Source organism: Bradyrhizobium nanningense, assembly GCF_004114535.1.
GTDB lineage: Bacteria > Pseudomonadota > Alphaproteobacteria > Rhizobiales > Xanthobacteraceae > Bradyrhizobium > Bradyrhizobium nanningense.
Genome location: NZ_LBJC01000024.1, coordinates 124,597 through 145,563, shown reverse-complemented (window position 1 = coordinate 145,563; position 20,967 = coordinate 124,597). Strand labels below are relative to the sequence as shown.

At 65.1% G+C, this 20,967-nt stretch carries 18 protein-coding genes; 10 read left to right on the top strand and 8 right to left on the bottom strand.

The window, feature by feature from the left end; genetic code table 11:
* Window positions 1-38 precede the first annotated feature (38 nt).
* The 8 genes from XH84_RS18295 to XH84_RS18255 all read right to left on the bottom strand — a co-directional run bounded on the left by XH84_RS18295 (window position 39) and on the right by XH84_RS18255 (window position 9,470).
* A complete protein-coding gene (locus XH84_RS18295; RefSeq protein ID WP_164936682.1) occupies window positions 39-1,013 on the bottom strand; it encodes a hypothetical protein in 975 nt (324 codons plus the stop codon).
* Between the two features lie 101 nt (window positions 1,014-1,114).
* Complete coding sequence (locus XH84_RS18290; protein ID WP_128922881.1) at window positions 1,115-1,702, bottom strand: thioredoxin family protein; 588 nt, start codon at window positions 1,700-1,702, stop codon at window positions 1,115-1,117.
* Window positions 1,703-1,732: 30 nt separating this feature from the next.
* Window positions 1,733-2,431: a cytochrome c biogenesis CcdA family protein gene (locus tag XH84_RS18285; RefSeq protein ID WP_128922882.1), complete on the bottom strand. Its 699-nt coding sequence runs from the start codon at window positions 2,429-2,431 to the stop codon at window positions 1,733-1,735.
* A 448-nt stretch (window positions 2,432-2,879) separates the two neighbouring features.
* Window positions 2,880-3,491: a sigma-70 family RNA polymerase sigma factor gene (locus tag XH84_RS18275; protein WP_128922884.1), complete on the bottom strand. Its 612-nt coding sequence runs from the start codon at window positions 3,489-3,491 to the stop codon at window positions 2,880-2,882.
* A gap of 423 nt (window positions 3,492-3,914) precedes the next feature.
* Complete coding sequence (locus XH84_RS18270; protein WP_128922885.1) at window positions 3,915-4,649, bottom strand: response regulator; 735 nt, start codon at window positions 4,647-4,649, stop codon at window positions 3,915-3,917.
* Window positions 4,650-4,659: 10 nt separating this feature from the next.
* Entirely contained in the window at window positions 4,660-6,405 is a 1,746-nt protein-coding gene (locus XH84_RS18265) for an ATP-binding response regulator (RefSeq protein ID WP_128922886.1), read from the bottom strand.
* The gene (locus XH84_RS18260; RefSeq protein WP_245471764.1) at window positions 6,375-8,453 is read right to left on the bottom strand and encodes a sensor histidine kinase; all 2,079 of its coding nucleotides are present in this window, start codon (window positions 8,451-8,453) and stop codon (window positions 6,375-6,377) included. The genes XH84_RS18265 and XH84_RS18260 overlap by 31 nt, the downstream gene beginning before the upstream one ends.
* A 6-nt stretch (window positions 8,454-8,459) precedes the next feature.
* Entirely contained in the window at window positions 8,460-9,470 is a 1,011-nt protein-coding gene (locus tag XH84_RS18255) for a TRAP transporter substrate-binding protein (protein ID WP_128922887.1), read from the bottom strand.
* A 201-nt stretch (window positions 9,471-9,671) separates the two neighbouring features.
* Here XH84_RS18255 and ugpB point away from each other — a divergent pair, with 201 nt between their 5' ends.
* The 10 genes from ugpB to XH84_RS18205 all read left to right on the top strand — a co-directional run bounded on the left by ugpB (window position 9,672) and on the right by XH84_RS18205 (window position 20,920).
* A complete protein-coding gene (gene ugpB, locus XH84_RS18250; RefSeq protein ID WP_206734185.1) occupies window positions 9,672-10,997 on the top strand; it encodes a sn-glycerol-3-phosphate ABC transporter substrate-binding protein UgpB in 1,326 nt (441 codons plus the stop codon).
* Between the two features lie 233 nt (window positions 10,998-11,230).
* On the top strand, window positions 11,231-12,190 hold the full coding sequence (locus tag XH84_RS18245) for an aminoglycoside phosphotransferase family protein (protein ID WP_128922889.1): 960 nt from the start codon (window positions 11,231-11,233) through the stop codon (window positions 12,188-12,190).
* 386 nt (window positions 12,191-12,576) lie between these two features.
* Window positions 12,577-14,199, top strand: coding sequence for an ABC transporter substrate-binding protein (locus tag XH84_RS18240; RefSeq protein ID WP_128922890.1), 1,623 nt, complete (start codon window positions 12,577-12,579; stop codon window positions 14,197-14,199).
* A 246-nt stretch (window positions 14,200-14,445) separates the two neighbouring features.
* Window positions 14,446-15,459: an ABC transporter permease gene (locus XH84_RS18235; protein ID WP_128922891.1), complete on the top strand. Its 1,014-nt coding sequence runs from the start codon at window positions 14,446-14,448 to the stop codon at window positions 15,457-15,459.
* Window positions 15,460-15,468: 9 nt separating this feature from the next.
* On the top strand, window positions 15,469-16,368 hold the full coding sequence (locus XH84_RS18230; RefSeq protein ID WP_128922892.1) for an ABC transporter permease: 900 nt from the start codon (window positions 15,469-15,471) through the stop codon (window positions 16,366-16,368).
* Between the two features lie 94 nt (window positions 16,369-16,462).
* A complete protein-coding gene (locus tag XH84_RS18225) occupies window positions 16,463-18,202 on the top strand; it encodes a dipeptide ABC transporter ATP-binding protein (RefSeq protein WP_128922893.1) in 1,740 nt (579 codons plus the stop codon).
* Between the two features lie 20 nt (window positions 18,203-18,222).
* Window positions 18,223-18,402 carry a DUF4089 domain-containing protein gene (locus XH84_RS18220; protein WP_164718544.1) on the top strand — a complete coding sequence of 60 codons (180 nt, stop codon included), beginning with the start codon at window positions 18,223-18,225 and terminating at the stop codon, window positions 18,400-18,402.
* Between the two features lie 7 nt (window positions 18,403-18,409).
* On the top strand, window positions 18,410-19,804 hold the full coding sequence (locus tag XH84_RS18215; protein WP_164936683.1) for an AtzE family amidohydrolase: 1,395 nt from the start codon (window positions 18,410-18,412) through the stop codon (window positions 19,802-19,804).
* A gap of 1 nt (window position 19,805) precedes the next feature.
* Window positions 19,806-20,201: an oxalurate catabolism protein HpxZ gene (gene hpxZ, locus XH84_RS18210; RefSeq protein ID WP_128922894.1), complete on the top strand. Its 396-nt coding sequence runs from the start codon at window positions 19,806-19,808 to the stop codon at window positions 20,199-20,201.
* On the top strand, window positions 20,198-20,920 hold the full coding sequence (locus XH84_RS18205; protein ID WP_128922895.1) for a GntR family transcriptional regulator: 723 nt from the start codon (window positions 20,198-20,200) through the stop codon (window positions 20,918-20,920). The genes hpxZ and XH84_RS18205 overlap by 4 nt, the downstream gene beginning before the upstream one ends.
* The last annotated feature ends 47 nt before the right edge of the window (window positions 20,921-20,967 follow it).

Genomic DNA, 20,967 nt, shown 5'->3' with positions numbered 1-20,967 from the left:
GCTCGCAGCTAGATCACCTGAGCCAACAGGCATCGATGTCAGATCTTGTTGCTCTCCGGCGCGATCCCGAGTCGCCGCACGATCTCCGTCGCCACGGCCCGCGCCTCGACGCGCGAGCCGATGCGGGGGCTGCGAAACCTTTGTCCCGAATGCAATCGGATCACCACGATGCAGTGCTCGTCATCGGACCGGCCGCGGCGCTCGACCGTGATCGTCTTCACATCGTGCCCCTTGATATGATCCGCGCGCGGCGTACCGTCGCCCCACAGGCGTTCAACGCGAATGTCGGCTTGCCTGATGATCCAGAACGCGCCGGTGACGAGATTGGCGTATCGGTAGACCGCGAAGGCGGCGAGCGCGCCGAGCGGCAGCAGCAGGATGTCGACATGGCTCGGCGATAGCCCCCGCCAGAGCTTGTAGGCGTAGGGCACGGCGGACAACGCGACGGCGATCAACGCAACGATCCTGATGTCCCTTGCGGGAAACGGCTCGAGCGGCTCACCGAGACGCATCTCGGGATTGCTGGCATCGAGCGGATTGACCGGCGTCTCGACATTGGGGACGCCGAACTGTTCGGCGATCCGCGCCACGGTGTCATGAACGTGCGTGACATCGGAAATCGGAGGCGACGTCAGCCGCTCACCCGAGGCCAGCGTGAACGCCAGCTGGAAGCGGGCCTTTGCCCTCTTGCTGCCGGGAACCTGCAAGCCGGCGATGTCGTCTCTCGCGACGATCCGCGTGCGCAGTTTCCCGAACGGCCGCTGGTGCCCGATCAGGATCTCGTCGGGTGTGATGATCCACACCACCGCCGGCGCCATCATGATGCCGACGACGAATCCCGCGCCGACGAGCAGCGCGACCACGGAGATGATGATCTCCATGGTGTCGTGCGTGAACAGGCCCGGCGTGAAGCAGAGCGCGACGGCCGCCGCAAAAGCGGACATCACCAGCCGCTGCGCGATCGAAGAGCCTTCACGGAGGCGAATGTCGGTGCTGGGGGGCGTGTCGTCCATCGCGGGCGGATGATTGCGTCGCCCTGGAAACTCCACGGACGGGTCCGTGGAGTCAAGCAACAAGGCCGACAATCAAAACCCGCCGCGACGTCCGCGCCGCATCAGCTGCTGGCGTTCAGCAGCTTGGCCACGGTGCGGTCGATCTCGTCATAGCTGCCTTCGCCGGCGTGCTGGAACACGATCTTGCCGCTCTGGTCGATGATGTATTGCGCCGGCCAATATTGGTTGCGGTAGGCGCTCCAGGTCCTGGAATCATTATCCTGCGCCACCGGATAGGTGATGCCGTGGCGCTTCAGCGCGGCCTGCACGTTCGAAGCCGAGCGCTCGAACGGGAATTCCGGTGTGTGCACGCCGACCACGACGAGGCCCTTGTCCCGGTACTTGGCGTAGAGCTCGGTGACGTGCGGCAGCGTGTTGACGCAGTTGACGCAGCCATAGGTCCAGAAGTCGACCAGCACGACCTTGCCGCGGAGCTCAGTGAGGCTGAGCGGCTTGGAGTTGAACCAGGTGTTGATGCCGGCGAAGTCGGGCGCGGATTGCTGGCTTGCTGCGGCGACCTGGATCGGTGCTGCATCGGCGGTGACGACAGGCGTTGCACGTGCGGCCTCGTCGCAGAGGCCGGGGATGGCGGCGCCGGTGACGGCCATGCCGATCAGAGCGGCGGAAACGGCGAGCAGTTTGAAAGTCATGGGTGCGTCCTTTCGGTGAAGACTGAGGGATCACAGGCCGATCTGGCCGGTCGGGTAGAAGCCGGTGAGCCACGCCACGATGAGCGTGTCGTATTGGAAATAGGCGGCGAGCGCGAAGGCGATCACGACGATGCCGAAGCCCTGCTGCAGGCGCGGTGAGATTCGCGCCAGGCTGCGCACGCGCGTGGTCGCGGCCTGTCCGCCATAGGCTATTCCCAGCATCGGGATCGCCGCGCCAATGGCGTAGGCGACCAGCAGCGTGCCGGCCCAGCCGAGATTTTTCGATGTCGCAACCAGCGTCAGGATCGAGCCGAGCACAGGGCCGGCGCAAGGCGTCCAGACCAGGCCCAGCGTGGTGCCGAGCACGAGTCCGCCGAGCGCGCCGTCGCGTTGCGTGGCGCTGGAATTGCCGAGATCGAGCCAGCCATTGAGCCGGATCGACAGCCATTCGAATGGCGCCGGCCACAGCATCAGCAGGCCGAAGCCGAGCAGCAGGATCGAGGCGGCCTCACGCAGCAGATTCGGATCGAAATCGAACAGCCGTGTGATTGCGCCGAGCAGCAGCGCGACTGCTGAGAAGGACACGACGAAGCCGAGCGCTATCATCGCCGGACGCAGGTGCCCCGCGCGCCCGATCGAGGCGCCGAGCAGGATCGGCAGCATCGGCAGCGTACATGGCGCGGCGATGGTGAGGATGCCGGCAAGGAGAGCGAAGAGAAGTTCGAGCATGGCGCACTCGCGATGGAGGTCACGAGGGCAGTTCGGGTGCGGTGGGGCGCCCGTTACGCGGCGTCACGCCTTCGTGACGGGGACAGCTGCGAGCGGAACGGGAGGTGCGCTCCCTCGCCTGCGGGGGAGGGGTGGGGAGAGGGTATCTCCGCAACGGGACGCTCCCCCAGAGGAAAGAACCCTCACCCGGCCGCAAGCAAGCCGGAGAGGCGGGAGCCCGCGACGACGGGCGGAGCCCGCCAAACACAAAACGACCCGGAGGGGGGCATCCCGTCCGGGTCGCTGGAGGTTCTTGGGAGGTTTAAGCAAAACCGTATGTAAGCTTTATAGGGGGGAAGTTTTTCCGCCTGATGTTGTGCTTTGTTTCAATTGTTTCGTGGGCGGTAACACTTCCGTGTCCCCGGGGCAGGGCCCGAGATCGGGCCCTATCCCTTTGAAATCCTTGAAATCAGGCGGCGAAACGTTCGACGCCGCAGCCTTTAAGCAATTCGGCCAATTGCTTGCGGGCGTAGAACATCCGCGTCTTCACGGTGCTCTGGGGGATGCCGATGATCTGTCCGACCTCCTCCACCGACTTCTCGTGATAATAGATGAGGTTGATGATCTCGCGATGCGCGGGCGACAGCTTCTGCACGCAGGCGCGCAGGATGGCGCTGGTGTCACTGCGGTCGAGCGAGGTCTCGGGCGTGTCGTTACCGTCAGGAATCTGCCGCACGTCCTCCTGGTCGATGTCCTCGAAGCGGCGCTGGCGCATCGCGGTCAGGGCCTTGAAACGGGCGATCGAGAGCAGCCAGGTCGAAACCTGGGAACGGCCCTGGAACTGGCCGGCGGTCCGCCACACGTCGAGAAACACCTGGCTGACGAGGTCTTCCGCCGCGGTGGCGTCACGCACGATGCGCAGGATGAAGCGGTACACCCGCACATTGTGGCGGCAATAAAGGATGTGCATGGCCGTGCGGTTGCCGTCGGCAATGCTCTCGAGGAGCATGTCGTCCGAAGTCGCCTGAGCGGCGATGATGCTCTGGCTGGCCTGGGCGTTGATGGCGATGACGTTCAGCATGGACTTGGCTCCCCGTAGCGCCGCAACCGAGCGGCGTTTCCTTGGACCAAAGTGTTAATGAGCCAACGTTTCGGGACGTCTGCACGAAAAGCGGAAAATGGTTTCGTGCGCCGCCAAATTGTTTCGTCGAAACGGCCGCGACGAAACATTCGGGGCAAAAAAGCGTGGAATTTCAATATACGGAAAATACGGGACTGGGGGTTGGGAGGCGACCGCGGGCGCCCCGGAACGAATCCCGGCGATTTGCGTTCCGGCGTGCCGCGCTGTCGTCCCGGGGCGCGAAGCGGGTAGCCGGGACGGCGATGTCGCAGGGTAGGCAAAGGCGCGAAGCGCCGTGCCCACGATCTTTTCGCTATTATGGAGAGAACGGTAGGCACGCTTCCGCTTTGCCCACCCTACGGCACCTATCTGCGCCGCGCGCCCTTACGCTTTTTCGCCCTGCGGCGAGAACAGATAGCCGCCGCCGCGGATGGTGCGGATCACGGCCGGCTTGGCGGGATCGGGCTCGATCTTGCGGCGGATGCGCATGATGCGCAGGTCGACGGCGCGGTCGAAAGCTTCGGCGTCGCGCGCATTGGCCAATTCCAACAGGCGTTCGCGCGACAGCACGCGCTTCGGATTGGCCGCGAACACTTTCAACAGCCCGAACTCGGACGCCGTCAGCGGATGCTCGTTGCCCTCGTCGTCGCGCAAGGCCTGGGCTTCTAGATCGAGCCACTTTGTCCCGAACCGTACCAATTGCTCCTTGTCCGATTTCGCCGCCGCCTCCGGCGCCGCCGCCTTCGCCGGCACGCTTCGACGCAGCACCGAGCGGATCCGCGCCATCAGCTCGCGCAGCTCGCAGGGTTTGGCCACGTAATCGTCGGCGCCGAGCTCGAGCCCGACGACGCGGTCGATCGGGCTCGCGGTCGCGGTCAGCATGATGACCGGCACGTTGATGCGGCTCTTGAGGTCGCGGATGATCGAGAGGCCGTCCTCCTCGGGCATGTTGAGGTCGAGCACGACGAGATCGGGCATGCTGCTCTGGATCGCGGTGCGGAGCGATTTGCCGCCGTCGCACAGCGTCACGGTGAAGCCGTGCATCTTGAGATAATCGCCGACCATCTCCCGGGCCGGGGCTTCATCGTCGACGATCATGATGTGCTGGCTTTGGGTCATGGCGGCTTGATCACGGCATTTCGGTCGCGGGGAGGGTGATGGTGAAGGTCGAGCCCTTGCCGGGCCCGTCGCTATCGGCAGTCACCTCGCCGCCATGCATGTCGACGATGCGCTTGACGATGGAGAGCCCAAGCCCGGTCGAGCTCTCGCCGGCGGTCGGCTTGGCCGACAGCCGCTGAAAGCGGCCGAACAGGCGGCCGAGATCCTCCGGCGACAGGCCGGCGCCCTCGTCGCTGACGCAGACGATGGTGTCGCTGCCCTCGTGGCTGACGGTGACGTCGATCCTGCCGCCTATCGGCGAATATTTGATGGCGTTGCTGATGAGATTGTCGATCGCCTCGCGGATGCGATCGGTGTCGCACATGGTGACGATGTTGGCCGGGGCGGTGACGCTGATCGCCTGCTGCTTGTTGACGGCCAACGGCTGGTTGGCTTCGGCGACCTCCTTGACCAGGGCGGCGACGTCGACCGGCTCGCGGCGGATGGTGATGTCGAAGGCATCGGCCATCGCGTCCGAGATCAGATGGTCGACCATCGTGGTCAGGCGCTTGGTGGCGTCGCGGATGTGGTCGACCTGGGCGGCCACGCCGCTTTGCGATGCGCCGGTCGAGATCAGCTCTTTCAGCATCTCGGTGCGGCCGAGGATGACGCCGAGCGGATTCTTCAGATCGTGCGCGACGGTGCCCAAAATCTCATTCTTGAAGCCGTTGGCGCGCTGCAGCCGCAGCCATTGCGCGGAGAGGCGGCGGTTGGCCTGCATCAAGGCGCGGGTGCGCTGGGCGACTCGGTCCTCCAGCTGCGTGTTGGCGTCCTGGAGCTGCTGGTAGAGGATGACGTTGTCGAAGGCGATCGAGAGCCTGGAGGAGAAGATCTCGACCAGCGAGCGGTCGGTCTCGGACAGATCGCGCTCGGCCTGCAGCAGCACCACCACCTCGCGGCCGGATCCGGTGCGCAAATAGATCACGCTGCGGTGGTCGGCGAATTCGTTCTTGCGGCGCTGGAACGCGGCCTCGACCATCTCGCGCAGATCGGGGTCAAGCGCCTTCGACGTCGTGGTGCCGATGAAGCGGCTGTAGCAGCCGCTGCCGGCGAGCACCGAGAGTTCGGGATCGATGCCGCCATTGTCGCGCAGAACCAGGATACCGGCGCAGTCGACGTTGAGCAGCGAGGCGAGCTGGGTCAGCACGCCCTCGGCGAGCCGCTGCATCGACTTGAAGTCGTATAGGGTCGATGCCGCGTCGATGATGATCTCGAGCCCGCGCCGCGTCTGCACCATGCGCTCGAGCTGCTGATAGGAGCGCAAAGCCGCGGTCAGCGAGGTGAACAGCTTGTCGGCGGTGAGCTCGGTCTTGGCCTTGTAGTCGTTGATGTCGTACTGCACGATCACGCGCCGCTCGGGCGCCTGGCCTGGCTGGCCGGTGCGCAGGATGATGCGCACGGTCTCGTTCCGGATCTCGTTGCGGATGAACTCGACCAGCTCGAGGCCGGCGACGTCGGTCTCCATGATGACGTCGAGCAGCACGGCGGCGATGTCGCTATGCTCGGCCATCAGCTTGCGGCCTTCCGCCGCCGAATAGGCCGACAGGATCTCGATGCCCTGGCCGTTCAGGCTGTAATCCGAGAGAGCAAAGCGCGTGCCGTCATGCACCGCCGGATCGTCGTCGATGACGGCGATCTTCCATTTCCGGGCGTTGCTATCCTCCGACGCGGTACCGGTGTCGTCGATCAGGTGGAGGACATCGTCCTGTTCGGCCATTGAGAAGTCCCGTCACTTTCTGTGCTTTGCGCGCCGCCCTTGGCGACCCGGGGCATGATAATGCGAAAAGTAGTGCCTTGTCCCAGCTTGGATTCCAGCATCATGCGGCCGCCGAGCTGCTGGGTGACGAGGTTATAGACGATGTGCAGGCCGAGGCCCGTGCCGCCTTCATTGCGCCGGGTGGTAAAGAAAGGGTCAAAAGCCTGGCGCTGCACGTCGGGGGTCATGCCGGCCCCGTCATCGGTGAAGATGATCTCGATGTCCTCGGTCCCGCGTGGCCGCGCCGAGATCGTGATGGTGCCGGCGCGCCCGTCGGCGAAGGCGTGGTTGGCGGCGTTGAGGAACAGGTTGGTCAGGATCTGGCCATAGGAGCCCGGATAGCCGTCGAGCAGCAGCCCCTCGGGCACATCGACCTGGAGTGTGATCGGCGAGCGCTTCAGCATCGGACGCAGGCTGGCGATGATCTGGTCGGTGGCCTCGCTGAGCGAGAATTGCCGCCGCTCGGCATGCGAGCGGTCGACCGCGACCTGCTTGAACGACTGGATCAGCTCGCCGGCGCGCTGGAGATTGGCGACCAGCTGCTGCGAGGCGTCGCGCGAGGATTGCACGAATTCTTCCAGCTGCGAGCGGCGCAAGCCCCCGTCGCCCTTGAGCTGGGCCTCGAAGATCTCGCTGCGTCGGGCAAAGCTGGAGGCAACGGTCAGGCTGATGCCGATCGGGTTGTTGACCTCGTGCGCAACGCCGGCAACGAGGCCGCCGAGCGCCGCCAGCCGTTCGGCATCGATCAAATTCTGCTGTGCGGTATTGAGCTCGAACAGCGCGCTCTCGGCCTTTTCCTTGGAGGCGCGCAGCTCGTCCTCGGTCTGGCGCTTGGCGATCGCGTTCTCGCGGAACACCTCCACCGCGCGCGCCATGGCGCCGACCTCGTCGCGGGCCTTGGTGCCCTGCACCTCGCGGTCGAGGTCGCCGAGCGTGATGGCGCGCATCGCCGCCATGATCTGCTGCAGCGGCAGCCGGATCGACAGCGCGATCATGACGCCGGCGGTGAGGATGATGCCGAGGAAGATCACCGCGATCGACAGCACCCGCCGCGAAATATCCGCCAGCGTGCGGTCAAACGTCTCCTGCGCCTTCTGCTCGCGCTGGCGCATCTTGGTGGAGAGGTCGTCGATGGCGCCGATCGCCTCGGCTTGGCTGGCGTCGATGGTGTTGCGCAAGAGCTCGGTGCGGCTCGCAAGCTGCTCGGAGAGCTTTGCAAAGCCCTCGCGCAGCGCGGCGGTGCGGGCCCCGAGCCGCTGCAGCGCCATGCGCTGGAGATCGTTATCGGCGAGATCGATCATCACGGGGATGGTCCTCTCAATCGTTTCGGTATTGCGGCGCGCGTCGTCGGCCGCGCCCGTCGACAGCGACAGGTAATAGGAATTGGCCGCCACCAGCATCGCGGTGAAGGCCTCGCGGGATTTACCGAGCGAGGGCCAGATCAGCGCGTCGCGGTGGCCGGTGGCGCCTTCGATGATGGAGTAGAGGCCCGCCATGTCCCGGGCCGGGCCCTGCACCTGCTCTTCATAGGTCTTGGCGATGGTGGCCTGCACGCTGCGCAGCTCGCCGAATCCGTTAAGGAAGCGGTCGGTTGTGCGCTCCAGCTCCTCGACCGAGCCCGACAGCATCGGATCCTTGGCGGCGCGGTTGGACAGCGTGCCGAGCACCGCCTCGCGCAGCAGCAGGATCTCGGCGAACAGGTCCGGGCTCGGCTGGTTGATGTAGCGGTGGATCAGATTGTGCAGGCGCCCGGTTTCGCTTTCGAGCAGCGCCAGGATCCGGTCGGATTCGCGCACCTGACGGACGTCGTCCCAGGCCGAGCCCAGCACCTGCGCGCCGTTCCAGATCATCGCCACCAGCACCACCACCACGGCGGAATTCAGCGCGGCGATCGACAGGATTCGCCAGCGGATCGGCACCGCCCGCAACGCGCCGACGATGCGCGCGCGCAGCCGTCCGATCGGGCCGGGCGGCTGCTCCGCGTGATCCTGATGTCCAAGCGCAGCCAACGCGGCTCACTCCACCTTGCGAATGCGTTCGATCAGCGCGGCCGCGGCGGGATCGCGCGCGGCCTTGGCGTAGATCGGGGCCATCGCGTCCTCGAACGGCTCGCGGTCGATGTCCCTGATGATGGTGACGCCGGCGTCCTGCGCCTTGCGCTGCGACTGCTCCTCGAGGTCGCGCCATTTCTCGCGCATGAACCGGCTGGAGCGCTGCGCGGCCTCCCGGAAGATCTTCTGGTCGTCCGGCGACAGGCTCTGCCAGGCCTTCAGCGAGATCACCAGCACCTCGGGGCTCATCGTGTGCTCGGTGAGGGTGTAATGGCCGGCAAGCTTGTAATGGTCCGTCGTCACGAAGGAGGGCCAGTTGTTTTCGGCGCCGTCGATCAAATGATTGGCGAGCCCGGTGAGCACCTGTCCATAGGGCAGCTCGACCGGCTCGGCACCGAGCGCGCGGATCATCTGGCTCATCAACTCCGACTGCTGTACCCGGATCCGCAATCCCTTGAGATCCGTAAGACTCCTCACCGGCCGGACACCGTTGTAGATCGACCGCGCGCCGGAATCGTAAAAGGCGAGCCCGACGAAGCCGTAAGGCTCGAAGCTATCAAGGATCTCACTGCCAATTGGCCCGTCCAGCACCTTCTGCATGTGCTCGATGGACCGGAACAGGAACGGCATGGCGAGCACGTTCATCGCCGGAACGAAGTTGCCGATCAGCGCCACATTGGTCCGGTTGAGGTCGATCGCACCGGCCCGGGTCTGCTCGATGGTCTCCTTTTCCTCGCCGAGCTGACGGGAGTGAAACACTTTGATCTCGTGGCGGCCGCCGCTGCGCTCGGCGATCAGGGCGCCCATGTAGCGCAGCGCCTGGACGGTCGGGTAATCCTCGGTCTGGGTGTCGGCGGCGCGAAATTCGCGCGCAGCGGCACCCGTCGCGCGCATGCTCATCGAGACTGCGGCGAGCAGAAGCGCGACGAAGATCACCCCGGTCCGCGAGAGTTCGGCACGGTTCAACACTGGCACACTCAACCCCTCAGTGGTGGAGTCTATGGCGGGGGCAAAAGGTTCAATGCAATCTAGCAGATGGTCAGGGGAAGGCCATCCCGCCGCGGGGCTGGGACCGATTGTGCGGCGCGGCCGGCGCGCATTCCCGGTTGAAACCGGATATGCCGCGCCGTAAGCAGGGCGGCCGCCTTTTTGTCGTGCGGCTCGGGAAGAGCCACCGTGACTTCAGCATTGCGCTTTTTGCATGTCGTCGCCGCCATTGCGGCTCTCTCATGGGCTGTCCCAGCGGGCGCTACCACCGACATCGCGCTGTGGCACGCCATGTCCGGCGAGCTGGGGCGGCAGCTCGAAAAGCTCGTCTCCGACTTCAACGCCTCGCAGTCCGATTACCGCATCGTGCCGGCCTACAAGGGCAACTACACCGAGACCGTGACGGGCGCGATCTTCGCCTTCCGCTCGCGCAGCCAGCCCGCGATCGTCCAGGTCAACGAGGTCGCCACCGCCACCATGACCGCGGCCAAGGGCGCGATCTATCCGGTGTTCAGCCTGATGCGGGACCAGGGCGAGCCGTTCTCGCTCACCGACTATCTGCCCGCGGTCTCCGGCTATTACACCGACGCGGCGGGCAATCTGCTGTCGTTCCCGTTCAATTCCTCGACGCCGATCCTTTACTACAACAAGACCATGTTCCGCGACGCCGGCCTCGATCCGGAGATGCCGCCGAAGACCTGGCCGGCATTGGGCATCGCCGCAAAGCGCCTGCGCGACCATGGCGCGGTGTGCGGCTTCACCACGTCCTGGCCGTCCTGGATCCATGTCGAGAATTTCTCCGCCTTCCACAATCTGCCGGTGGCGAGCCGGGCCAACGGCTTTGCCGGGCTGGATGCGGAATTGACCATCAACAATTCCGTTCTCGTGCGTCACGTCGCCCAGCTCGCCGAATGGCAGAAGACCAAGGTGTTCGACTATGGCGGCCGCGGACAAGCGGCCGAGCCGAGCTTCCAGAACGGCGAATGCGGCATCTTCATCGGCTCCTCGGCGACGCGCGCCGACATCAGGGCGAACTCGAAATTCGAGATCGGCTACGGCATCATGCCGTATTGGCCCGACGTGAAGGATGCGCCGCAGAACTCGATCATCGGCGGCGCTACGCTGTGGGTGCTGCGCGACCGGCCGCGCGCGGAATACAAGGGCGTGGCGCGGTTCTTCGCCTATCTGTCGCAGCCCGGCGTGCAGGCCGCCTGGCACCAGAACACCGGGTACCTGCCGATCACCCGCGCCGCCTTCGAGCTGACGCGGTCGCAAGGCTTTTACGAGCGCAATCCGGGCTCGGCGATCTCGTTCGAGGAGATCACGCTGCATCCGCCGACCGAGAATTCGAAGGGCATCCGGCTCGGCTCCTTCGTCCTGATCCGCGGCGCGATCGAGGACGAGCTGGAGCAGGCCTTTGCCGGCCACAAGAGCGCGCAAGCAGCGCTCGATTCCGCCGTCGAGCGCGGCAACAAGCTGCTCCGCCAGTTCGAGCGCGCCAGTCCGGACAGGTAGCATGTTGCGAATGAGCGGAGCTATGGCCGCGAGCACGATGCGCTCCCTCTCCCGCTTGCGGGGGAGGGTTGGGGAGAGGGTGTCTCCACAACGGGATAATCCCCCAGAGGAGAAAACCCTCACCCGCGCCTTCGGCGCGACCTCTCCCGCAAGGCAAGCGGGAGAGGTGCAACGTCTCTCTGGCTTGTACCGAGACAACCAAAGCTAACCCCGTTTTCGATACGCAAGCGCTAATGACAATCGCGCCGTCGCGACAGCTGCCAGACCTCACCGACGCCCAGAGCTTCCGCGCCTTCCGCTCCGATGCGCCGCGTTGGCTCCCAATCGCGCTCGACATCGCGCGCGGCCATGGTCTCGATACCAGCGCGCCGCATCAGTTTGCGACCGGCACCAATCTGGTGATCGGCCTCGGCGACAAGCTTATCCTGAAGATATTCCCGCCGCTGCTCCGCGCCCAATTCGTCTCCGAGCGCGGTTCGCTGACGCAGCTGAAGGGCCGTCTCGACCTGCCGATCCCCGAGATCGTTGCCGAAGGCGTGCGAGACGGCTGGCCTTATCTGATCATCACGCGCCTTGCCGGCACGCTCGGCTCGGAGGTCTGGCCTTCTCTGCCGGAACACCAGAAGGAGCGCGTGCTGCGCCATATCGGCGAGACCATCGCGGCCGTCCAGCGCGTCCCGCCCGGGCCGCTCGCTGGAATCGAGCCGCGCTGGGATGATTTCATGCGGCAGCAGATCCAGGGCTGCAAGGCACGGCACACCCGTCTCGGCCTTGCGCCAAAGTTTCTCGCTGGCCTCGATGATCTCCTACGCGATGCGGAAAAGCTCATCCCGATGGATGCGCCGCCGGTGATTCTGATCGGCGAATATATTCCCGAGAACTTCCTGCTTGCCTGCGACGATGGCGAGTGGTCGCTCGCCGGCCTGTTCGACTTCGGCGACGTGCTGGCGGGATGGCGCGATTACGACCTGCTCGGCCCCAGTGCGTTCATGGCGGCGGGCCGACCGGGCCGGGTGAAGAGCCTGCTCGAAGGCTTTGGCTATTCAAAACCTGATTTCGCGCTCAAGCGCCGGCTGATGGCCCTGATGCTGCTGCACCGTGCCAGCGACCTCAACAGCCACATCTGCATCGAGGGCTGGCAGGAGCAGGCGGATGATTTGGTTGAGCTTCAAGAGCTGATCTGGCCGGGGTGAGCGATCCACGCCTCCCCGTCATTGCGAGGAGCCCTTGCGACGAAGCAATCCAGACTGTCGCCGCGGCAAAAGTCCGGATTGCTTCGCTGCGCTCGCAATGACGGGTTTGCTGCACGAGCCCCGATCCTCTCGAGAGCCGCGACCCATGGGATAAGGCGCCTGAAGGAGGTGCCGGCAAACAGGGCTACCAAATTTGCCTGCTTATTTTTTGATCAATATCATCTCTTTGTATGCAACGATGAGGCTCGCTCGACCTCGTACGGCGATCGCGATGACCCGTATATCCTTCATTTTCAATGGCTTGGGCGGCGCTTGAGCCACTCTTAAGCCTTGGCACGAACCTTGCGAATCCAGTTCCAACCAAAACTTTTGCGTTGGAGCATTTCATGAAGCGCCGCGATTTCCTCAAGTCCGTGTCCGGATTGGCCGCCGGAGCGGCGCTTCCGGCCGTGCCGTCCGCGATCTCCACCGCCTATGCCGATGCCCGCTCGGAGACGCTCTTGATCGTCTCCGAAGGCGGCCCCAACAATCTCGACATCCACGGCGTCGGCACCAACGTGCCCGGCTATGAGGTGTCCTGGAATTGCTACGACCGCCTGATCAGCCACGAGATGAAGAGCGGTCCCGGCGGCGTCCCCTATTACGACCGCGACAAGTTCAAGGGCGAGCTCGCCGAGGACTTCAAGATCGACGACATGTCGGTCACCTTCAAGCTGCGCAAGAACGCCAAATTCCACGACGGCACGCCCGTCACCGCCAAGGACGTGAAATGGTCGCTCGATCGTGCCGTCAGCGTCGGCGGCTTTCCGACCTTCCAGATGAGCGCGGGCTCGCTGACCAAGCCGGAGCAGTTCGTCGTCATCGACGATTACACCGTACGCGTCGACTTCCTGAAGAAGGACAAGCTGACGATTCCCGATCTCGCCGTGATCGTGCCCTGCATCGTCAACTCCGAGCTCGTGAAGAAGAACGCCAGCGAGAAGGATCCCTGGGGTCTGGAATTCACCAAGCAGCAGACCGCGGGCTCCGGCGCCTACAAGGTGACGAAGTGGACCGCCGGCACCGAAGTCATCATGGAGCGCAACGACGACTGGGTCTGCGGTCCGCTGCCGAAGATCAAGCGCGTGATCTGGCGTATGGTGCCGCAGGCCGGCAACCGCCGCGCGCTCTTGGAGCGCGGCGACGCCGACATCTCCTACGAGCTGCCGAACAAGGACTTTCAGGAGATGAAGGCGAACGGCAAGCTCAACGTGGTGTCGCTGCCGTTCTCCAACGGCATCCAGTATATCGGCATGAACGTCACCAAGCCGCCCTTCGACAATCCGAAGGTGCGCCAGGCCGTCGCCTACGCGCTGCCCTATCAGAAGATCATGGACGCCGTGATGTTCGGCCTCGCCAACCCCATGTTCGGCGCGGCGAAGGACAAGCCGACCGAGGTCGCCTGGCCGCAGCCGCACAAATTCAACACCGACATGGAGAAGGCGAAGGCGCTGCTGACTGAAGCCGGCTATGCAGGCGGTTTCGAGACCACGATCTCGTTCGACCTCAACTTCGCCGGCGTCAACGAGCCGCTCTGCGTGCTGGTGCAGGAGAGCCTCGCCCAGATCGGCATCAAGACCACCATCAACAAGGTGCCCGGCGCCAACTGGCGCACCGAATTGAACAAGAAGGAGATGCCGCTCTTCACCAACGTGTTCTCGGGCTGGCTCGATTACCCCGAATACTTCTTCTACTGGTGCTATCACGGCAACAATTCCGTCTTCAACACCATGAGCTACAAGTCGGCGGAGATGGACAAGCTCATCGACGGCGCGCGCACCGCAGCGGCAAGCGGCGACAAGGCGGCCTACGATGCCGACGTGAAGGGCTTCGTCGATCTCGCCTTCACCGACATCCCGCGCATCCCGCTGTACCAGCCGTTCGTCAACGTCGCGATGCAGAAGAACATCAGCGGCTACCAATATTGGTTCCACCGGCGGCTGGACTATCGCGCGATGGCGAAGGGGTGAGGTCAGGCGATTGGCGAGTAGGGCGAGGCAATCGGATATGGCGTTCGGAGGCTTATCGGCTGGTTCGGGTCGCCTCTCCCGCTTGCGGGGGAGGCCGACGCGCTCGAAGAGCGCGGCGGGTGGGGGTTCTCTCCACACGGAGAACCCCAATGCGGAAGCACCCCCACCCCAACCCTCCCCCGCAAGCGGGAGAGGGGGCGCAGTTGTGCCTGTTGCGTCATCTTCTCTCTCCACGGGAAGTCGCCCATGCTGACCATGATCGGCAAGCGGTTGATGTTCGCGATTCCCTCGCTGATCGGGGTCGTCATCGTCACCTTCCTGCTGACGCGCGCGCTGCCGGGTGATCCCGCCGCCTACTTCGCCGGTCCCGCCGCGACCAAGGAAGCCGTCGAGCAGATCCGCAAGAAGCTCGGCCTCGACAAGCCGCTGATCGAGCAATTCTTCCGCTACACCAATGATCTCGCCCATGGCGATTTCGGCAACTCGCTCACCACGGGCCAGCCGGTCGCCGCCGAAATCCGCAACCGCCTGCCGGCGTCCGCCGAGCTGACGCTGCTGGGCCTGATCGTCTCGGTCGTCATCGCCATTCCGCTCGGCGTGTTAGCTGCGACACGGCCGGGGTCATGGATCGACCATCTCTGCCGTGTCACGACGACGGCCGGCGTCTCGCTGCCGGTGTTCTTCACCGGCCTCGTGCTGGTCTATGTGTTCTACTTCCGGCTCGGTTGGTCGCCGGCGCCGCTCGGTCGTCTCGACGTGTTCTACAGCGCGCCGCCGACCGTGACCGGCTTCTATCTGATCGACACCCTGATCGCGCGCGACCTCGAGGCGTTCCGCTCGGCGCTGAGCCAGCTCATCTTGCCGGCGACGACGCTGGCGATCTTCTCGCTGGCGCCGATCGCGCGCATGACGCGCGCCTCGATGCTGGCGGTGCTGGCATCGGAATTCGTCCGCACCGCGCGCGCCAGCGGCCTGTCGCCGGCGACCGTGATCGTCACCTACGCCTTCCGCAACGCGATGTTGCCCGTCATCACCACGCTCAGCATGGTGTTCTCGTTCCTCTTGGGCGCCAACGTGCTGGTGGAAAAGGTGTTCGCCTGGCCCGGCATCGGCTCCTATGCGGTGGAAGCGCTGATCTCGTCGGATTTCGCGCCGGTGCAGGGCTTCGTGTTGACCATGGCCGTCATGTACGTGCTGCTCAATCTCGTGATCGACATCTTGTACGGCGTGATCGATCCGCGTGTGAGACTTGAAGGCTAGGGGGACTGCATGAGCTCCGTTGCGCCTGCTGTTGAACCTGTCGGCCCGGCCCGCACCCCGGGACTATCGGCGATCCTCGAACAGACCCGCTATGTTCTCAGCGAGAACAAGGTCACCGGCTTTGCCTTCGCATTGCTGGTCCTGATCCTCGCCGCCGCCATCTTCGGCCCCTATGTCGTGCCCTATGATCCGCTTGCCTCCGACACCGCCGCGGCGTTGAAGCCGCCGTCGGCGGCACACTGGTTCGGCACCGACCAGCTCGGCCGCGACATCTTCAGCCGCGTCATCGTGGCGACACGGCTCGACACCTTCATCGCGGTCGCCTCGGTCGCGCTGGTGTTCCTGATGGGCGGGCTCGCCGGCATCGCGGCGGGCTATTTCGGCGGCTGGACCGATCGCATCGTCGGCCGCATCGCCGACACCATCATGGCCTTCCCGCTGTTCGTGCTGGCGATGGGCATCGTCGCCGCGCTCGGCAACAGTGTGCAGAACATCATCCTGGCGACCGCCATCGTGAACTTCCCGCTCTATGCCCGCGTCGCGCGCGCTGAGGCCAATGTCCGCCGCAATGCCGGCTTCGTGCAGGCCGCGCGGCTCTCCGGCAACGGCGAATTCCGCATCCTGCTGGTGCACATCCTGCCGAACATCATGCCGATCATGATCGTGCAGATGTCGCTGACCATGGGCTACGCCATCCTCAATGCCGCGGGCCTGTCCTTCATCGGCCTCGGCGTCCGTCCGCCTACGGCCGAATGGGGCATCATGGTCGCCGAAGGCGCCGGCTTCATGGTCTCAGGCGAATGGTGGATCGCGCTCTTCCCGGGCCTCGCGCTGATGATCGCCGTGTTCTGCTTCAACCTCCTCGGCGACGGCCTGCGCGACATCGTCGACCCCCAGCGGAGGACGTGATGGCAAATGTTCGGCCAAAATTCTCCAACGATTCCAACGCCATTCTACTGTGCATGGGGTTGTTCTCGCATTTTTTGAATGACGGCAGGCCCGCATGACCGCCCAGCCGCTGCTCGACGTCCGAGACCTCACCGTCGAATTCACCACCCGCCGCGGCATCGTCAAGGCCGTGCAGCACGTCAACATCTCCGTCGCCAAGGGCGAGACGCTGGCCATCGTCGGCGAGTCCGGCTCCGGCAAGTCGGTGACGTCCTATGCGGTGATGCGCATCCTCGATCGTGCGGGCCGCATCGCCGAAGGCTCGGTGATGTTCTCCGGCATCGACGTCAAGGCGGCGAGCGAAGACCAGTTGCGCGATCTGCGCGGCCGCGAAGTCTCGATGATTTTCCAGAACCCGCGTGCGGCACTGAATCCGATCCGGAAAGTCGGTGATCAGATCGAGGACGTGCTGCGCACCCATGTGCAGCAGGCCCAGGTTAGAGATCACGGCGAGAAGGCGATCGAGGCGCTGGAGCAGGTCAAGATCGCCCGACCGCGCGAGCGCTACCACGCCTATCCGTTCGAGCTTTCGGGAGGCATGTGCCAGCGCGTCGTCATCGCGCTCGCGCTCGCCTGCAATCCGCAGCTTCTGATCGCGGACGAGCCGACCACCGGCCTCGACGTCACCACCCAGAAGGCGGTGATGGACCTGATCGTCGAGCTGACCAGGCGCCGCGCGATGTCGACCATTCTGATCACGCACGATCTCGGCTTGGCTGCCGCCTATTGCGACCGCGTCGTGGTGATGGAGAAGGGCCGCGTGGTCGAGACAGCCAAGGCTGCCGACATTTTTGCCAACCCGCAGCATCCCTACACCAAGAAGCTGATGCGCGCGACGCCGCGGCTTGGTGTGTCGTTGCGAGACTTGCTGCCGGAGGAAGAATCTGCGGCGGCCTCCTTCGCCTCTCCCCGCGTGCGGGGAGAGGCCGACACGCGCAGCACAGCGAGTGGTGAGAGCCAGCCCCTCCTGCTCGTCGACAAGCTCGTGAAAGAATATCCCCGCCAGGGCGCCACCGCGGTGCTCGGAAAGCTGTTCGGCCGCAAGCCGCCCGTCGAGCCTGAAATGTTCCGCGCCGTCGACGGTATCAGCTTCGCCATCGGCCATGGCGAGAGCGTCGGGCTGGTCGGCGAATCCGGCTGCGGCAAATCGACGACGTCGATGATGGTGATGCGGCTTTTGGACCAGAGCTCCGGCCTGATCCGGTTCGACGGCGAGGATATCGGCGGCATCGCTCCCGCTTCTTTCGCCCGCCTGCCGCAGCGCAGCCGCATCCAGATGGTATTCCAGGATCCGACCGACAGCCTCAATCCGCGCTTCACCGCCGCGCGCGCCATTGCGGACCCGCTTCTGCAGCTCGGCGATATCAGGGGACGCGACGCGCTCCGCGCGCGCTGCGAGGAGCTCGCCACCATGGTCGGCCTGCCGCACAATCTGCTCGACCGCTTCCCGCATCAATTGTCCGGCGGGCAGAAGGCCCGCGTCGGCATCGCCCGCGCCATCGCGCTGCATCCAAAGCTCGTCATCCTCGACGAGCCGACGGCGGCGCTCGACGTCTCGGTTCAGGCGGTCGTGTTGAACCTGCTTCAGGACCTCAAGGCGCGGCTAGGTATGAGCTATCTGTTCGTCTCGCATGATTTGAATGTGGTGCGCTTGTTGTGCGATCGTGTCATTGTGATGCGGACGGGTCGAATCGTCGAGGAAGGCTCTTCCGAGCAGGTCTTGCGCGATCCGCGGGACGACTACACCAAGGAGCTGCTGACGGCGATCCCGCATCCGCCGTTGCCGGTGCATTGAGAGATTGTTTGGGACGCGTGATGGCCGAACCGCTGGACGATTATATCGACGCCGTATCGAAAGCGCTGGCGCTGCCGGTGGAAGAGGCCTGGAGGCCTGCGGTGCGCGCCAACCTCGAAGTCTCGCTGCGGCTTGGCCGCATGGTCGACGAATTCGCGCTGCCGGACGAGACCGAGCCGGCGCCGATTTTCACCGCTTGATGTTGCCATGACCAGCAAGCCAGAGATGACGGCCGCAGGAATAGCGAGCGCGGTCGCGGCCCGCAAAATGTCCGCGCTAGATGCCACGGAAGCAGCGCTGGCGCGCATCAAGCAGCACGATGGCATCCTCAATTCCTTCACCGACGTCACTGCCGATCGCGCCCGCGCCAAGGCGCGCGCCATCGATGCCGACATTGCCGCCGGCAAGCCGATCGGCCCGCTCGCCGGTGTCCCCTTCGCGGTGAAAAACCTGTTCGACGTCGCCGGGCTGCCAACGCGCGCAGGTTCGAAGATCAACCGCGACCTCGCACCGGCCAAACGTGACGCCACGCTGATCGAGCGGATGGAGGCGGCCGGCGCCGTGCTGGTCGGCGCGCTCAACATGGGCGAATACGCCTACGACTTCACCGGCGAGAACGTCCATGACGGTCCCTCGCGCAATCCGCACGACACCACGCGGATGACCGGCGGCTCGTCCGGCGGCTCGGGCAGCGCCGTCGGCGGCGCGCTGGTGCCGATCGCGCTCGGCTCGGACACCAATGGCTCGATCCGCGTGCCGTCCTCGTTCTGCGGCATCTTTGGCCTGAAGCCGACCTATGGCCGGCTGTCGCGGGCGCGCTCGTTCCCGTTCGTCGCGAGCCTCGACCATCTCGGCCCGTTCGCACGCTCGGCCACCGATCTCGCGCTCGCCTATGACGCGATGCAGGGCCCGGACGCGGAGGACAGCGCCTGCACCACGCGCGGGCTGGAGCCGACGCTGCCGCTGCTCGCCAATCCGGTGTCGGACCTGCGCATTGCGGTTGCCGGGGGATACTTCCAGAAGAACGTGTTTCCGGAAGCCGTCGAAGCGGTCAGCCGCGTCGCCAAGGCGCTTGGTGCCACTGACGTGATCGATATCCCCGAAGCCGCGCGCGCCCGCGCGGCGGCCTATGTTATCACCACCACCGAAGGCGCCTCGTTGCATCTCGATCGCCTGCGCAAGCGCCCGAACGATTTCGATCCGGCGGTGCGCGACCGCTTGATCGCAGGCGCCATGGTGCCGGCGCCGCTGGCCGACCGCGCCCAGAAATTCCGCCGCTGGTATCGCGCTCAGCTCGCGGAGATATTCAAGTCAGTCGACGTGCTGCTCGCGCCGGCAACGCCTTGCACCGCACCGAAGCTCGGCCAGGTGAATTTCAATCTCGACGGCGTCGAGCTGCCGGTGCGCGCCAATATCGGTATCCACACCCAGCCGATCTCGTTCATCGGCCTGCCGGTGGTGGCAGTCCCGGTGCCGCTCGAGCCGCTGCCGATCGGCGTGCAGATCATCGCTGCGCCCTGGCGCGAGGACATTGCGCTCCGCGTTGCGTATGCGTTGGAAAAGATGGGCGTCGTCGCTGCGCCGTCGCCGAGAGGAATTTGAGATGGAGATCGATCTCCCCGAAGTGATCGCGGACGTCAAAGCCGCGTTCGATCGTTATGAGCAGGCCCTCGTCAGCAACGACGTTGCCGTGCTCGGTGAGCTCTTTCGCAAGGATCCCCGTACGCTGCGCTATGGCATCGGCGAGAACCTCTACGGCTATGAGGCGATAAGCGGATTCCGCGCCGCGCGCTCGCCGGTCGGCCTCAACCGCCGCACCGCCAAGACGGTCATCACCAGCTATGGCCGCGATACGGCCGTCGCCTCCACCCTGTTCTATCGCGACACGGCGCCGGGCAAAGTCGGCCGGCAGATGCAGACCTGGATCCGCTTTCCCGAGGGTTGGCGCGTCGTCGCTGCCCATGTCAGCGTCATCGACGAGCCGAAAGAGATCGCATGACGCTTGACGATCTTCCGCAGGGAGCATTGCCGACCGAACCGGTGGTGCCGCGCGTCGACCGGGCGCAGCGGAGCGTGCATAAGGTCACGCGCGCCGAGGAACTGCGCCTGCAGCTCGCCGACGAGATCGTGCGCGGCGCCCTGGCCCCCGGCGCACCGCTGGACGAGACCGACGTCGCGCGCCGCTTCAACGTCTCACGGACGCCGGTGCGCGAGGCGCTGCGTCAGCTCGTGGCAAGCGGCCTCGTCGAAGCGCGTGCCCATCGCGGCGCGGTGGTGGCGCAGCCCTCGATCGAGCGGCTCAAGAGCATGTTCGAGGCGATGGCGGAGCTCGAGGCGCTGTGCGCCGGCCTTGCTGCCGAGCGCATGTCCGCGGCCGAGCGCCACGGCCTGGAAGCCATCCACGAGGAGCTGCGGGTGCTGAGCTACACCGGCAATCCCGATCGCTTTCACGAGGTCAACGAACGCTTCCACAACGCGATCTACGCGGGCTCGCAGAACGGCTACATCGCCGAGATCACGCTCGCGACCCGCGTCCGCGTGCAGCCGTTCCGTCGCGCCCAGTTCCGCAATCTCGGACGCCTCGCCAAATCGCAAGCCGAGCACGATCGTGTCGTCGTCGCCATCATGCGCGGCGACAAGCAGGGCGCCGCCGCCGCGATGCGCGCGCATATCGAGCTGGTGCGCGGGGAGTACGAGATCTACGCGGTGTCGGTGTAGGGCGGGTTGTTGCTACACACTCGCTGTCGTCCCCGCGATCGGCGCTT